This window comes from Methylobacterium sp. E-065 (assembly GCF_022829605.1).
Taxonomy (GTDB): Bacteria; Pseudomonadota; Alphaproteobacteria; order Rhizobiales; family Beijerinckiaceae; genus Methylobacterium.
In genome coordinates this window covers 34,092-48,205 of sequence record NZ_JAKSYD010000175.1, presented here as the reverse complement: position 1 = coordinate 48,205, position 14,114 = coordinate 34,092, and the positions used below count along the sequence as shown (strand labels likewise).

Annotated in this window: 14 protein-coding genes; 10 read left to right on the top strand and 4 right to left on the bottom strand. The window is 67.3% G+C overall.

Going from position 1 to position 14,114, the window contains the following annotated elements:
• The 6 genes from MKK84_RS22155 to MKK84_RS22130 all read left to right on the top strand — a co-directional run.
• Positions 1–305, top strand: a 305-nt coding sequence (locus MKK84_RS22155; protein WP_243923708.1) for a transposase, incomplete at its 5' end; no start/stop codon positions are given.
• Between the two features lie 153 nt (positions 306–458).
• Entirely contained in the window at positions 459–635 is a 177-nt protein-coding gene (locus tag MKK84_RS22150) for a hypothetical protein (protein WP_243923707.1), read from the top strand.
• Between the two features lie 288 nt (positions 636–923).
• Positions 924–2,507, top strand: coding sequence for an ABC transporter substrate-binding protein (locus tag MKK84_RS22145; protein ID WP_279599653.1), 1,584 nt, complete (start codon positions 924–926; stop codon positions 2,505–2,507).
• A gap of 99 nt (positions 2,508–2,606) precedes the next feature.
• Entirely contained in the window at positions 2,607–2,849 is a 243-nt protein-coding gene (locus tag MKK84_RS22140; RefSeq protein ID WP_243923705.1) for a hypothetical protein, read from the top strand.
• 198 nt (positions 2,850–3,047) lie between these two features.
• Positions 3,048–3,461 (top strand): EF-hand domain-containing protein, encoded by a 414-nt coding sequence (locus MKK84_RS22135; RefSeq protein ID WP_243923704.1) that lies wholly within the window; start codon positions 3,048–3,050, stop codon positions 3,459–3,461.
• A gap of 186 nt (positions 3,462–3,647) precedes the next feature.
• On the top strand, positions 3,648–3,917 hold the full coding sequence (locus MKK84_RS22130; protein ID WP_243923703.1) for a hypothetical protein: 270 nt from the start codon (positions 3,648–3,650) through the stop codon (positions 3,915–3,917).
• An 18-nt stretch (positions 3,918–3,935) separates the two neighbouring features.
• On the opposite strand, the gene MKK84_RS22125 is transcribed toward MKK84_RS22130, so the two are convergent.
• Entirely contained in the window at positions 3,936–4,298 is a 363-nt protein-coding gene (locus MKK84_RS22125; protein WP_243923701.1) for a hypothetical protein, read from the bottom strand.
• Between the two features lie 95 nt (positions 4,299–4,393).
• Here MKK84_RS22125 and MKK84_RS22120 point away from each other — a divergent pair, with 95 nt between their 5' ends.
• Complete coding sequence (locus tag MKK84_RS22120; protein ID WP_243923700.1) at positions 4,394–4,822, top strand: DUF1810 domain-containing protein; 429 nt, start codon at positions 4,394–4,396, stop codon at positions 4,820–4,822.
• Positions 4,823–4,826: 4 nt separating this feature from the next.
• Here the strand turns inward: MKK84_RS22120 and MKK84_RS22115 are convergent, their stop codons facing one another.
• Positions 4,827–7,301, bottom strand: coding sequence for a PBP1A family penicillin-binding protein (locus MKK84_RS22115; RefSeq protein ID WP_243923698.1), 2,475 nt, complete (start codon positions 7,299–7,301; stop codon positions 4,827–4,829).
• Positions 7,302–7,406: 105 nt separating this feature from the next.
• Entirely contained in the window at positions 7,407–8,060 is a 654-nt protein-coding gene (locus MKK84_RS22110) for an HdeD family acid-resistance protein (RefSeq protein WP_243923696.1), read from the bottom strand.
• Positions 8,061–8,255: 195 nt separating this feature from the next.
• On the opposite strand from MKK84_RS22110, the gene MKK84_RS22105 reads away from it, so the two are divergent.
• Positions 8,256–9,527 (top strand): HlyD family secretion protein, encoded by a 1,272-nt coding sequence (locus MKK84_RS22105; protein WP_243923694.1) that lies wholly within the window; start codon positions 8,256–8,258, stop codon positions 9,525–9,527.
• Positions 9,528–9,532: 5 nt separating this feature from the next.
• Entirely contained in the window at positions 9,533–11,158 is a 1,626-nt protein-coding gene (locus MKK84_RS22100) for a DHA2 family efflux MFS transporter permease subunit (RefSeq protein ID WP_243923692.1), read from the top strand.
• A gap of 13 nt (positions 11,159–11,171) precedes the next feature.
• On the opposite strand, the gene MKK84_RS22095 is transcribed toward MKK84_RS22100, so the two are convergent.
• A complete protein-coding gene (locus MKK84_RS22095) occupies positions 11,172–12,473 on the bottom strand; it encodes a transglycosylase SLT domain-containing protein (protein ID WP_243923720.1) in 1,302 nt (433 codons plus the stop codon).
• A 437-nt stretch (positions 12,474–12,910) separates the two neighbouring features.
• Here MKK84_RS22095 and MKK84_RS22090 point away from each other — a divergent pair, with 437 nt between their 5' ends.
• Positions 12,911–14,101 (top strand): inositol-3-phosphate synthase, encoded by a 1,191-nt coding sequence (locus MKK84_RS22090; RefSeq protein WP_243923683.1) that lies wholly within the window; start codon positions 12,911–12,913, stop codon positions 14,099–14,101.
• Positions 14,102–14,114 lie beyond the last annotated feature (13 nt).

Here is a 14,114-nt window from a genome sequence, read left to right as displayed (position 1 = left end):
ATGCGGTTCCATTGCTCGACCAACTGCCAAGCGTGCCCAAGTGGGTGGTCGGAGACCGCGGCTACACCAGTCACGCCTTCCGCGAGCACATCTGGGACATGGGTGCGCGCCCCGCGATCCCGCCTCAGCGCCATGAGACCCCCGTCGCCTGCCCGGACTGGATCTACAACAACCGCAATCAGGTCGAGCGCCTCTGGGCGAGGCTCAAGGAATGGCGTGCCATCGCAACCCGCTACGAGAAAACCGCCACCAGCTTCATGGGCGTTCTGTCCCTCGCCGCAGCCCTCGACTGGCTCAAGCGATGACACGCCCTAGTAGGATCAGACACGAATACCATCAGGTTGGCTGCGCAGAGCCCCGAGAAGCCCGCTGATGGCGACGGTGGCGGTTTTGGCGGGTCGGGTCCTGCGGATCCCCGCTATCCGCGAAGCTGGGCCGGCATTGCGATCGGTAGCCTCGTGCTGATCACCGAGGGCGAGGAGGACGGCTGGTATGAGGCTGTGGTCGTCGCCTTGAAGCCGGGCGGCGAGTTCACGCTTCAATGGCGCGACTGGCCGGACCTTCCAATGCTGATGCGGCGGCGCGATGAGATGGCCTTGCTGCACCCGAACGCCGCCGCCGCGGCCGAAGCCTGATCACAGTCAGATCACAAAGTCGGCCGGCGGCTCGATGCGGGTCGCCGGCTAACGAGCAACTCGGTGGCGCAAGGCACAATACCCGAAAAGCGTTAATTCTGATGAGGATGCTAACTACCTAAGCATAGTGCGTAAAAGATCGGCTTCAAAAATCACACTTTATCCTTCAGAGAAATAAAATTCTCCACAGTAATAATAGGCTGCCTCGCGACTGATATGCGAGCTCTGCTTCATAGGATCGATCGAGGTGCTGCGGTGACAAAAGTCCTTCCGTCTCGTCGCACGCTGATGGTCGGCGGTGTGACAATAGCCGCACTCAGCGCAATCAAACAGGCGCGGGCAGCGAGTGAGCCCGGCAGCCTGACCTACGGCATCTCGATGACCGACCTGCCGCTCACCACTGGCCAGCCGGACCGGGGCGCCGGCGGCTACCAGTTCACCGGCCTGACCCTGTACGATCCACTGGTCGCCTGGGAGCTCGACGTCGCCGACCGTCCCGGCAAGATGGTGCCCGGGCTTGCCACGTCCTGGGAGGTCGACAAGGCCGACCCGAAGGTCTGGACCTTCCACTTGCGCGACGGCGTGACGTTCCACGACGGCTCGGCCTTCGATGCCGACGCGGTGATCTGGAACTTCGACAAGGTGCTCAACAAGGAGGCGCCGCAGTTCGACCAGCGGCAGGCCGCGCAGGTCCGCCCGCGTCTGCCCGGCGTCGCGAGCTACCGAAAGCTCGACGCCAAGACCATCCAGGTGACCACCAAGACGCCCGACAGCCTGTTCCCCTACCAGATGCTCTGGTTCCTGATCTCTTCGCCCGCGCAGTACGAGAAGGTCGGCCGGGACTGGGCGAAGTTCGCCTTCGAGCCATCGGGCACCGGGCCGTTCCGACTGGGCCAGTTGGTCCCGCGGGTGCGCCTCGAACTCCTGCCGAACGTGAGCTACTGGAACCCCAAGCGGGTGCCCAAACTCGCCAAGCTGACGCTTAGCTGCGTGCCCGAGGATCTCGCCCGGGTGAACGCACTGCTGTCGGGCAACGTCGACCTGATCGAGGCGCCGGCGCCGGACGCCGTCCCGCGCCTGAAGGCGGCCGGCATGCGGATTGTCGGTAACGACACGCCGCATGTCTGGAACTACCACCTGTCGATGCTGGAGGGCTCGCCCTGGCGGGACCTACGCCTGCGTAAGGCCGCCAACCTCGCCATCGACCGCGCCGGCGTCGTCGAGCTGATGGGCGGTCTGGCGCAGCCGGCCGTGGGACAGGTCCAGCAGTCGAGCCCATGGTTCGGCAAGCCGAGCTTCCAGATCAAGACCGACGTCGATGCGGCGCGCAAGCTCGTCGAGGAGGCGGGTTACTCGGTGAAGAATCCGGTCAAAGCCACGATCCTGATCCCGACTGGCGGCACCGGGCAGATGCTGTCACTGCCGATCAACGAGTACGTGCAGCAGAGCTGGGCGGAGGTTGGCATCCAAGTCGAGTTCAAGACGGTGGAGCTCGAGGTGGCCTACACGGCTTGGCGCCAGGGGGCGGCGGATCCGAGCCTGAAGGGGGTTTCGGCAGGCAACATCGCCTACGTCACCTCGGATCCGTTCTACGCGATCCTGCGCTTTTACGATTCGAAGCAGATCGCCCCCAATGGCGTGAACTGGAGTCACTACCGCAATCCCGAAGTCGATGCCCTCTGCGACAAGGTCAAGGCGAGCCTCGATACCGATGAGCAGAACCGGCTGCTGGCGCGCATCCACGAGATTGTCGTCGATGATGCCGTGCAGGTTTGGGTGGTGCACGACACCAATCCGCATGCCCTGTCGCCGCGGGTGAAGAGTTATGTGCAGGCGCAGCACTGGTTCCAGGATCTTGCGACGCTGGCCTGACCACGGTCGATAGCCTGGGTGTGGCCGGCAGGATTGGATTTTCCAGGGAACGATCTTCGCGAGGATGTGTTGATCTCTCAACGCACGAAGGAGTGTCCCATGAAGACCCTGCTTGCCGGCGCCATCCTGGCTGCCTCCCTCGCGAGCGTCGTTCCCGCAGCGGCGCAGCGCATCGATATCGGGCCGGATGGCCCCAGCGTGGATCTGCGCTCCCGTGGACAGCGGGAACGCGATTTCCGGCGCGACGAGTATCGCCGCGACCGCGCCGACGAGGACCGCATGTACCGTCGTCAGCGTTACGACGATGACCGGCCGGTCGTTCGTCGCGGTTACGGTTACTGATCTGCGCTCACCACGACGAAGCCAAAGACGATTGAACACTGGAGGGGTCGGCGAATGCCGGCCCCTTTTCACATGGATCGGCACAACGACGAGGCTATCGAGACTTCCCGAGTCGCTGCAGCGCGGTGATTTCGCACTTGCAGCAAAGCGAATCGGCGATTAGGAAGATCGCGCATTAGGTTTCGGGAGGATTTGGCAATGACCCTTCGTCTATTCAGTGGCTTCGCTGCGGTTGCCTTCGCTGTGTCCAGCCTGTCGGTTCCAGCTGCGCTGGCCAAGCCTGCCAGCGGTGCGAGCGCCGTCAAGATGATCGACACCGACAATGACGGTACGGTGGACATGAAGGAAGTCGAGGCCGTGGCGTCGGCCACCTTCGACCGGCTCGAGAAGGATGCCGACGGCACCCTCGACGCGCGTGAGCTGAAGGGCCGTCTGAGCGCGGCCGGCGTGAAGCGGGCCGACCCGGACAGCGACGGCACCCTCGACAAGAAGGAATACCTCGCCGCGGTCGCCGAGCGCTTCAAGATGGCTGACCCGGATGGCGACGGCACCCTGGACGCCAAGGAGCTGAACTCCAAGGCCGGCAAGGCGCTGCTCGCCCTCATCAAGTAAGCTGACCGGGCGACCCGTACGGTCGCCAGAGATCGAAGCCCCCGCGGATCCGTCCGCGGGGGCTTTTCTCGCTTCTGGGATCGCCTGGCCGATCGCCGGATCGTGTCGGCGCATTCAACATGGGTAAATGCAGAACGCCGTGAAGTCCTCGAGAAATCCTGCCTGTGCGGCAGGAGGGAACGCGCGATGCACGAGCCTTCGATTGTGGACCCCGCAAATTGCCCGCCCGAGTTCTGGGACACACTCGGCGACACGGTCACCGCCAAGGTTGAACCGGTGATCGGGCGAGGCAAGAAACAGCGCAGCCCGGTGATCGACTATCTGCGGGATCTGGAGGCTGTGGCCCGGCGTCAATGCAGCAGCCGCGACACGGTCCAGATCATCGCCTCAGGGCGGCGGTTGCTCGGCGACTGCAGCGAGATTGGCCCCTCGGACGGTCCCTTCACGCAGCCCTGAGTGCCGATGCGGGTGCGGTTACCGGACCGCGCCGCCCCGTTCCGGGTATGACCGGAGCCATACGATCACGCCGGCGACCACCCAGGCCGCGCAGGTCGGCGCCAGCCATTGCTGAAGGTTCGGCAGGGACCACCCGTACAGGAACTCGGCGCCCAGATGTGCCTGGATGGCATCCCAGCCCGCATGCTTGATGTCGTGCTCGCGCTGCCCGGCCTCCCGGCCGTAATAGTAGGTCGAGACGAGGAGCGCGGCGGTGCCCTCCGGCCGCGGCGTGCGCAGCAGGGTCAGGGCGGCCGTCACGCCGGCGGTTTCGAGGATGGCCGTCAGGGCAGGACTGGTCGCGGGGTTCGCGACCATGAAGGCGACGAGCGTACCGGGCATGGGCGGCGCTTACTCCAGGGCGACCGAGGCGTCACCGACCGGGGATGTGGCGCGGCGCAGTTATGGCGGCACCGTACGATCAGGAGCGGATGGGTATGGATGACCCTTTTGATCTCGGCCGCTTCATCGCGGCGCAGGCGAACATCTACCCGCGCGCCCTGGCGGAGCTGGAGGCTGGGCAGAAGCGGAGCCACTGGATGTGGTTCATCTTCCCGCAGATCGCGGGCCTCGGTTCCAGTCCGATGGCGCAGCGTTACGCGATCGGCTCTTTGGACGAGGCGGTGGCCTATCTTGGGCACCCGACGCTCGGCGCGCGCCTGCGGGCCTGTACGGCGGCGGTGAACCGGGTATCCGGGCGCTCGGCGCACGCAATCTTCGGCTCTCCCGACGACATGAAGTTCCGCTCCAGCATGACGCTGTTCGGAATCGCCGCTCCCGGCGAGCCCTGCTTCGCCGAGGCGCTGGCAACCTATTTCGGGGGCGAACCGGACACGGCGACCCTCACCATATTGGGGAAACGCTGAGCCCTCAGCGGCCCCAGAGCCCGACGCGCTCGGCGCGCGCCTGCTCCTCGGCCCCGAGCAGATCCTGCGGCGCGTCCTCCGTGGCGCGGGCGCCGCCGGCGGCCAGGATAAGCCCGGCCAGATCCTCGCCGTCGATCTGGCAGCGCGCGGAGGCGCCGTCGGAGGGACCGGAGCAGACCACCTCCCGCCGCCGTAGATAGTTCGCGAGCTGGCGGGCCAGATGGCCGCGCTCGCCTTCCACACCCAGCAGATGCACGACGCGCCCCCGCAACGAGAGGGTCCCGGTGTCGATCACGTCCGGGACGCCGCGCACCTCTCCGGTTGCTGCCGGAGCGGCGACCGCAGCCGGAGCCGGCGTAGCCCGGGCCGGCTCCGCCCGCTCGGCCGAGGGGCGCGGCTTGCCCTTCGCCAGCTTCTCGGCCGCCCGCTGGACGAAGTCGTGGAAGATGCCGGCGGGCATCTCGCCGCCGAACATCCGGTTCATCGGGCTGTCGTCGTCGTTCCCGATCCAGATTCCGACGACGAGGTCCGGCGTCATGCCGACGAACCACGCATCGCGAAAGTCCTGGCTCGTGCCGGTCTTGCCGCCGATGATCTGGCCCGGAACGCGCGCTGCCTTTCCGGTCCCGGATTCGACCACCGCCTGGAGCGAGTCGAGCATCATGGTGCGCGGCTCTTGGGCGAGGCCGGCCGTTGGGGCAGGGTCGGCCTGAACGTAGAGCGGCTGTGGCGCCGAACCGCGGATCGCCTGGATGCCGTACGCCTGGAGCGGGGTGCGGCCCGACAGGACCGAGCCGTAAGCCCGGGTCATCTCCAGCAGGCTCACGGTGCCGGAGCCGAGCACGAGGCTGGGCACGTTGGGCAGGTCGGACTGAATGCCGAGATTGCGCGCCGTGGCAATGACCGCCGGGATGCCGACCTCTTGGCCGAGCTGAGCCGCCACGGTGTTGATCGACAGCGCGAAGGCGGTCCGCAGCGGCACCGACCCGCGGTAGCGGCCGTCGTCGTTCTCGGGCTCCCAATCGCCGATCTTCACCGGCCGGTCGACCATAATGGAATCCGGCGTGTAGCCCTGCTCGTAGGCGGTCAGATAGACCAGCAGCTTGAACAGGGAGCCCGGCTGGCGCTTGGCCTGGACGGCGCGGTTGAACTGGCTGTCCTCGTAGTCGCGCCCGCCCACCATGGCGAGGATCGCGCCGTCCTTCGACAGCACCACCATGGCGGCCTGCCCAACTTTGCGGCGGCGCCCGTCCTTGTCGAGACGCCGGGCCACGACGCCTTCGGCGAGGTTCTGGAGATCGAGGTTGAGGGTCGAGCGGACGGTGAGATCGCCGTCCTTGGCGGCCAGCCGCTTCACGTCCCCCGCGATCATATCGAGGAAGTAGTTGGTGCCCGGTGGGGCCTCCGGGGGCGTCTTCAGTTTCACGCTCTGCCGCCGGGCCGCGTCGGCCTCGGCTTGCGTGATCGCGCCGGTCTCAACCATGGCCTGGAGCACCACGTCGGCCCGCTCCTTGGCACCGCCGAGGTTCCGCGTCGGCGCGAGCTGCGAGGGCGCGCGCACCAGCCCGGCCAGCATGGCGGATTCGGGCAGGTTCAGGGCCTTGGCGGGCTTGCCGAAATAGCGCCGCGCCGCCGCATCCGCTCCGTAGGCGCCGGCGCCGAAATAGGCCGTGTCGAGGTAGCCGAGCAGTATCTCGTCCTTGCTCATGGTCGATTCGACCCGCAGCGCCAGGATCGCCTCCTGGACTTTGCGCCAGAGCGACTTCTCCTGGTTCAGCGACGTCAGGCGCGCGTATTGCTGCGTGATCGTCGATCCGCCCTCGCGCACGCCGCCGCCCAGGGCATTGCGGTACGCGGCCCGGGCAAGCCCGCGCAGGTCGATGCCCCAGTGGTTGTAGAAGCGCCGATCCTCGATCGCTATGATCGCCTGGGCGAGGTGTGGCGGCAGGTCGGCGGCGGTGAGCTTCTGCCCGCGGAAGCTGCCCCGGGTGGCGAAGACCCGCCCGTCATCGGCCTCGACCGTGATCGCCCGCTGGCCGCTTTCGACCACGGCTCCGCCCAGCGGCGGAAGGGTGAGGAAGGCGGCGAGCAAGTAGAGGACGAGCGCCAGGAACGGCAGCAGGATTGCGGCCCCGGCAGCGAGCAGGATCGGCCGCTGGCGGAAGCGCGCGGCGAGCGTGGGTGTGGCGCCGGGATTCGGGGCGGCCGCAATCGGCGCCCGCGATACTCGCTCGGGTTCGGTTCGCTTCCGTCGTTCCAACAAGTTGCGCGACCGCGCCGCTGCGGAGCGACCTGCCCCAGCGACACCCAGCCCGCCTGCCACGATCAGGGACCACAGGCTGCGGGTCAAATCGCCGGCAGCACGGCGCGCCTCCCGGGCCGCCGAGCGGGGATCCGGTGGGCCGGATCCCTGGTCGTGCCCGGCGTTCTGCATTGACGGCCTGTCGACCGGGGCGCTCTCCGGCGCGTCAGGTGTCATCGCGTGCGGATTCCAGGGACGATCATGCCGGACGAGGATCTATACTAAGCCTCATCGGGGGCCTTGTCCTTCCGTCGCCGCGACGCACACCATCATCCGATCAGGTTAACGCCCGGACGGCGACAGGGGCTGACCCGCAGCGCCGTGTCGGCTGCGCAGCTTGAACGCGAGGATCAGGAGCAGCACGCCGAAGGCGAAGCTGTAGCTGCCGATCCACCACGTCAGCACCAAAGCCGACATGCCCGGCTCGATCAACAGCGCGATCCCGAACAGGATCGAGACGACGCCCCCGAGGATCAGCCACCAGCGCCCGTAATGGAGATGCAGGCGGAACGCCGCCGCGATCATCAGGCCACCGGTCACGAGCGCCCAACCCGCGAGCAGGAGAACGAAGGCCCAGACGGCCGCCGCCGGGACCAGCACGGCGGCGACGGCCACGACGATGTCGACGATCCCCTCTAGGAGCAGGAAGCCCCAGCGCTCGTGATGCTGCGCGGCCCGGATCGCGCCCAGGATGGCGAAGATGCCGTCGGTCAACGTGTAGGCCGCGAAGAACAGGACAAGGGACAGCACGAACGCGCCCGGTGCGACGAAAGCGAGGGCGCCGAACAGCATCGCGACGACGCCGCGCAGGGCCACCAGCCACCAGTTGCGGGCGAGCGCTGCGCTCATCGCGTCGAGGCGCGCTACGCCGACCAGCGGAATGCCGCTGGGGGAGTTTCCTGTCGGTCCGCGCTGCGGAGCAGAACTGCTGGTCATGGCAAAACTCCGAAACTCCGATGCCGTAAAAGGCACAGGTTCCCGGCGCAGAACGCCGCACTGCGGCAAGCGTTCCTGGGCCTTGGCGAACCGTCACGGAACCTTGGGCCGGTCCCGGGCTTGTGAAGGTCGAGGCGGGCGATGTGCAGTGCCCGGTCGCCGCGAGGCGATCGGCCCATCGGGCGACGACTTCCCATGCTTGACGATCAGCGGCAGGCCTCCGAGGCCGAGGCACGCGCGCGGCCAGCCGACAGCCGGACTGGAACCGGCGACCGCGATGCCCCGGACCGCGATGTCCTGGATCTCGGCGGGTCCAAAACGGCGCGCAAGCCTGGGTCGGAGGACGAGGACCCGTCTGCCCAGACCGACGGCAAAGGCGACGGCGGCGCGGCGCAGGACGACGACGGGGATGACGAGGCCGAGGACGGCCAGCGCCGTCCCAATATCGTGCGGCGCCACCCGTTCGCTGTCCTGCTCGGCGGTCTCGCGGTCATCGCCCTCGGCGTCGGGATCTTCTTCTACTGGCTGCTGTACATGCACCCGTACGAGAACACCGACGACGCCTTCGTCGATGCCCGCAGCATCTCGATCCAGCCCAAGGTCGGCGGCTACCTCGTCGACGTGCCGGTGACGGATAACCAGCACGTCGAGGCCGGCCAGATCCTGTTCCAGATCTATCAGCGCGACTACCAGATCGCCCTCGATCAGGCGAAGGCGCAGGTCGAGGCTGATCAGGCCGCGATCAAGAACATCGATGCCCAGATCCAGGCCCAGAACGCCAATATCGACGTGTCGAAGGCGCAGGTCGCCACCGCCGAGGCGGCCCTCAAATTCGCCCAGGAGGATGCAGCCCGCTACAAGGACCTCGCCGAACGCGGCTCGGGATCGATCCAGCAATCGCAATCGGCGACCTCGACGCTCCAGCAGCGTCAGGCCTCGGTCCAGAGTGCCAATGCCAGCGTGGTCGCGGCGCAGAAGCAGATCGGCTCGCTTGAGGCCCAGAAGGCCTCGACGCAGGCGCAGCTTGCCCGCGACACGGCACAGGTCGAGCAGGCCGAGCTGAACCTCGGCTACACGACGATCCGCTCCGTCCAGTCCGGTCGCGTCGTGCGGCTCACCGGTGGCATCGGGCAGCTCGCCCAGGCGGGCCAGACCCTCGCGACCTTCGTACCCGACGACATCTGGGTCACCGCGAATTTCAAGGAGACCCAGATCAACGACATGCGCCCGGGGCAGCCGGTTGCTCTCGCGATCGATGCGTATCCGGCCCGCAAGATCCACGGCACCGTGGCCTCGGTCCAGCCGGGATCCGGCACCGCCTTCAGCCTTCTGCCGGCCCAGAACGCCACCGGCAATTACGTGAAGGTGACCCAGCGCATCCCGGTCAAGATCGTGGTCAAGGACTGGCCGAAGGACGTGGCGATCGGCCCGGGCATGTCGGTCGTCCCGACCGTCACGGTGCGGTGAGCCCCGTGGCTGGCAAGTCCGCCTCGAACAAGTCCACCGGGGGCAAGTCGTCCTCCGGCAAGGCGCCGGGCGGCCACAATCCCTGGCTGATCGCGGGCGTCGTGGCGCTGGCGACCTTCATGGAGGTGCTCGACACCACCATCGCCAATGTCGCGCTCCGTTACATTTCGGGCGGCCTTGCGGTCGGTCCCGACGAGGCGGCCTGGGTGGTGACGAGCTACCTCGTGGCCAACGCGATCACGCTGACGGCCTCAAGCTTTCTGGCCAAACGCTACGGCCGCAAGGCCTTCTTCATGTGGTCGGTGGGGCTGTTCACGATCTCGTCGATCCTGTGCGGCTTCGCCTGGAGCCTGGAATCGCTCCTGTTCTTCCGCGTGCTGCAGGGGCTCGGCGGTGGCGGCATGGCACCGCTCGCACAGTCGATCCTGGCGGATTCCTTCCCGCCCGAGAAGCGGGGGCAGGCCTTCGCGCTCTACGGCGTCGCCATCGTGGTCGCGCCGGTGATCGGCCCGACGCTCGGCGGCTGGCTGTCCGACAACGCCTCCTGGCACTGGTGCTTCCTGATCAACGGACCCGTCGGCGTGCTCGCCCTCGGACTGATGTACTGGCTGATCGAGGATAGCGACGCGGCCAAGAAGGAGCGGCGCGCCCTGGTGCGCAAGGGCATCCGCTTCGACATCGTTGGCTTCCTGCTGGTCGCCGTGTTCCTGGGCTCGCTCGAGGTGATCCTCGACGAGGGTCAGCGGAAGGACTGGTTCGGCACCTCGACGTTGATGAACGTATCCGGCGTGCTGATGGTGGTCTCGTTCGTCGCCATGATCCCGTGGCTGCTGAAGGCCAAGAATCCGGCCGTCGACCTTCGGCTCATCGGCAACCGTCAGTTCGGATCCTGCTTCGTGGTGATGATGTTCACCGGCGCGATCCTGATCTCGACCACGCAGTTCATCCCGCAGATCACGCAGGAATATTACGGCTACACCGCGACCCTGTCGGGCCTCGTCCTGGGCCCCGGCGGCATCGTCACGGTGGTGATGATGTTCCTGACCGGGCGCGTCTCGGCTTACGTGCAGCCGAAATGGCTGATCGCTGCCGGCATGACCATCGTGGCGCTCGGGATGTACGACCTGACGCGGATCAGCGGCACCACGACCTTCGCGTTCTTCGCATGGTCGCGGGTCTGGATCGGCATCGGCCTGCCGATGGTGTTCCTGTCGATCACCTCGGCCTCCTACGAGGGCATCCGCAAGGACCAGACCGATCAGGCCTCGGCGCTGATCAACGTCGCCCGCAACGTCGGCGGCTCGATGGGCGTCTCACTGGCCCAGAACATTCTGGCCTACCGGAGCCAGTTCCATCAGAGCCGGCTGGTCGAGAACATCAACCCGGCCGAGCCCGCCTATCAGGAGACGATGCGGCGTGCGACGCAGTACTTCTCCGAGCACGGCTATGTCGGCGTCGAGGCGCAGAACCAAGCGACCGCGTGGATCGGCAGCGTGCTGAGCACAGAGGTCGCCTACTGGGCGTATATCGACGTGTTCTGGGTGCTCGGACTGGTGGCCGCCTGCGCAGTGCCGATCGCGCTGAGCTTGAAAAGCGTCAGGCTCGGGGGCGGGGCGCCGGCGGGGCATTGAGGCGGAACGACCGTCACACCCCGTCGGGCGGCAACGCCTCCGTCACCTCGACGCGACGGGTGGTGGCCGCTTGGCCAGCGTCCTCACTGGTGGCAATGTCGGTCTGCGCCGGTGCCTTGTCGAGGGCCTCCGCCACCGCGGCGACGCCCTGGTAGCGGTTGAGCCGCCGGTCGATCATGCCGTCGAGCCGGTCGTGCAGCTCGGAGACGGTCAGGCTGCGACGCTTGCCGCCGTCCGCCTCGGTGAACAGGCTGCGATTGGCCCGGGCGGCACTGCGGAAGGCACGGCCGGCCACCTCGTCGGGCTTCTCGGATGAGAGCGAGAGGAAGCGCCCGGCGCTCGCCGTGCCGAGGAAATGCGCGAGGTAGAGCTCGGTCGTGGTCAGCGCCCGGCCGACCCGGGCCTCGATCCGCTCGCGATCGCGCTTGATCAGTTCGGCCGCCATCAGGGCCGCCACGCGCGGATCGTTGCGCAGGCCGAGCACCCGCGCCCGCATGGTGCCGGCGACCGTGATCGCGGAGCCCCGGCCCTTCACGGCGGCGGCCTCCTCGGCGAGCCCGTAGCGGGCGCCGTAATCGCGGATCATCTCCAGCCACGTCCGGGCGACGAACTGGAACAGACCCTGCGCCGAGGAGGTCGCGGCCTTGGCGTCCGTTTCGAAGCTCGACTCCTTGTCGGCCAGCGCCATCATGTAGACGGGATCGACGCCTGCCTGGTCGGAGGCCTTCACGATCGTGTCGACCACCTTGCGCGGCACGGAGCGCTCGCCGAACCGCACGGCGTCGGAGCCTTGCTCCTGCGTCACCCGCGGAAGGGCGGCGAGTTCGTCCTGGATCAGCGCGGTCGTCGCAGGCTCCTGCTCCGGCACCGGCAGACCATTCCACCGGAGCGCGGCATCGGTCGCGGCATCCTGCTGTTGCAGGTCCAGCGACAGATCCTGATCGAGCGTCGAGCGCAGGGCCATGTCCTGGGCCGAGAGCTCCGGTGCCACGGCTTCCGGCGCCGGTGTCTGTGCCGCGAGGACCTGGGCCGCGCGCGGGCTGGTGTCGACCCGGTCGTGAGCCTGGGCGGCGGGGGCGAAATAGGCGGGCGCGAAGGCGGCCTGCGGTAATCCGAACCCGGCCACGAGACCCAGGGCCAGCGTCCCCGAGACCTGGCGAAGCCGGTCCCGGCCCGAGCGGCGGTCCGACCGGCACCGTATCCCACGGCCGGCCCGCGGCAGCCACGCCACGGCTTCAATCTCGAAACGGCTCGCGTTCGGCACGAGTCGACTCACGTCGTCGGCGCGATGCGCCGGCTCCGGGAAAACCCCCATCATTGGTCCTTCTCAGATCGGTCCTTGCGTCGGCCCAGATTCTTGTGGCCGGGCTCCTTTGATCGGCGGCCGTATCGGCGCCGGCCGTGACCAGAATGGGACGACGCCGTGATCCAAGCGTGGCACGGTCAACGAAGGGTTAACCGTTCGCTTTAGGGGCGCCTTAAGGACGCGGACCGCCGCAACCCCAGTCGGAACCGCTCCCGATCCGTCACGATTGTCGGCGGCGCCAAGGTCTTGTTTTGGCGTGTTGTCTCGCGCTGAGAGCACCGTCTGCTCTCGCGAAATACGTGTCATGAAGGGGCAACGTTGTCGCATTTGGCTTGGAACGCCGCAGCGGTGAGCCAGTTAGGTACGACCCCGGGGGGGTGAACTTTCCGTCCCGCGACGGACCCTTCAAGACGCCACCCGCGTCCCCACAAGGACAACTTTTTCCAATGAGCATGCAGTCCGGTCGCCGCGTCGGTGTCGCGTTCGTTGGCATGGGTGGCGCCGTCGCCACCACCGCCATCGCCGGTATCGAAATGATCAAATCCGGTTCGAACCGGCTCGACGGGCTCCCGCTCGCCGGCCTCTCCGTAGCGGGCTTGGCCGATTACAAGGACCTCGTCTTCGGCGGATGGGACCTGAACGGCGACGATCTCGCCACCGCCGCGAGCGGCCACGGCGTCCTGTCGAAGGACGACATCGAGGACGGCGCCGGTGCCCTGAAGGGCATCACGCCCTGGCCGGCGGTCGGCAGCGCCAAGTTTTGCAAGAATATCGACGGCCAGAACCGCATCGTCGCCAAGGACCACCGTGAGGCGGTCTCGGTCATCGCCAACGACCTGCGGCGCTTCCAGAAGGAGAGCAACCTCGACGACGTGGTCGTGGTGAACCTCGCCTCGACGGAGCGCTGGCCCGACCTGAACGACCCGACCCTGAACTCGACCGAGGCCTTCGAGAAGGGCCTGGATTCGAGCGACGAGGCGATCTCGCCCGCGATGCTCTACGCCTACGCGGCGATCAAGAGCGGCATCCCGTACGCCAACTTCACCCCGAGCGTGGCCGCCGATGTTCCGGCGCTCCTCGAACTCGCCAAGGAGCTGAACGTGCCGGTCGCCGGCAAGGACGGCAAGACTGGCCAGACCATGATGAAGACCGTGCTCGCCCCCGCCTTCAAGGCCCGCGCGCTGCACGTCGACGGCTGGTTCTCGACCAACATCCTCGGCAATCGCGACGGCCTCGCCCTGAACGATCCGAACTCGCTCCAGTCGAAGCTGAACACCAAGGGCACCGTGCTCGACTCGATCCTCGGCTACCCGGTCGAGGACCACCTCGTGCACATCCACTATTACCGCCCGCGCGGCGACGACAAGGAAGCCTGGGACAACATCGACGTCACCGGCTTCATGGGTCAGCGGATGCAGGTGAAGGTGAACTTCCTCTGCAAGGACTCGATTCTGGCGGCGCCGCTGGTGATCGAGATCGCCCGCGTGCTCGACCTCGCCCACACCCGCGGCGACGGCGGTGTGCAGGAGCAGCTCTCCACGTTCTTCAAGGCCCCGATGGTCAAGAACGGCCGCGGGCCGGAGCATGCCTTCGGCAAGCAGGAGAAGATGCTGCACGACTGGCTGGGCGTGCACTGAGGCATATCGCTAA

Excerpts from the sequence above, each read along its gene's own strand:
- MKK84_RS22090 (WP_243923683.1), top strand. The coding sequence starts at position 12,911 with ATGAGCATGCAGTCCGGTCGCCGCGTCGGTGTCGCGTTCGTTGGCATG.
- MKK84_RS22145 (WP_279599653.1), top strand. The coding sequence starts at position 924 with ATGGTCGGCGGTGTGACAATAGCCGCACTCAGCGCAATCAAACAGGCG.
- MKK84_RS22125 (WP_243923701.1), bottom strand. The coding sequence starts at position 4,298 with ATGCCCGGTACGCTCGTCGCCTTCATGGTCGCGAACCCCGCGACCAGT.
- MKK84_RS22110 (WP_243923696.1), bottom strand. The coding sequence starts at position 8,060 with ATGACCAGCAGTTCTGCTCCGCAGCGCGGACCGACAGGAAACTCCCCC.
- MKK84_RS22105 (WP_243923694.1), top strand. The coding sequence starts at position 8,256 with ATGCTTGACGATCAGCGGCAGGCCTCCGAGGCCGAGGCACGCGCGCGG.
- MKK84_RS22140 (WP_243923705.1), top strand. The coding sequence starts at position 2,607 with ATGAAGACCCTGCTTGCCGGCGCCATCCTGGCTGCCTCCCTCGCGAGC.
- MKK84_RS22115 (WP_243923698.1), bottom strand. The coding sequence starts at position 7,301 with ATGACACCTGACGCGCCGGAGAGCGCCCCGGTCGACAGGCCGTCAATG.
- MKK84_RS22130 (WP_243923703.1), top strand. The coding sequence starts at position 3,648 with ATGCACGAGCCTTCGATTGTGGACCCCGCAAATTGCCCGCCCGAGTTC.
- MKK84_RS22120 (WP_243923700.1), top strand. The coding sequence starts at position 4,394 with ATGGATGACCCTTTTGATCTCGGCCGCTTCATCGCGGCGCAGGCGAAC.
- MKK84_RS22095 (WP_243923720.1), bottom strand. The coding sequence starts at position 12,473 with ATGGGGGTTTTCCCGGAGCCGGCGCATCGCGCCGACGACGTGAGTCGA.
- MKK84_RS22135 (WP_243923704.1), top strand. The coding sequence starts at position 3,048 with ATGACCCTTCGTCTATTCAGTGGCTTCGCTGCGGTTGCCTTCGCTGTG.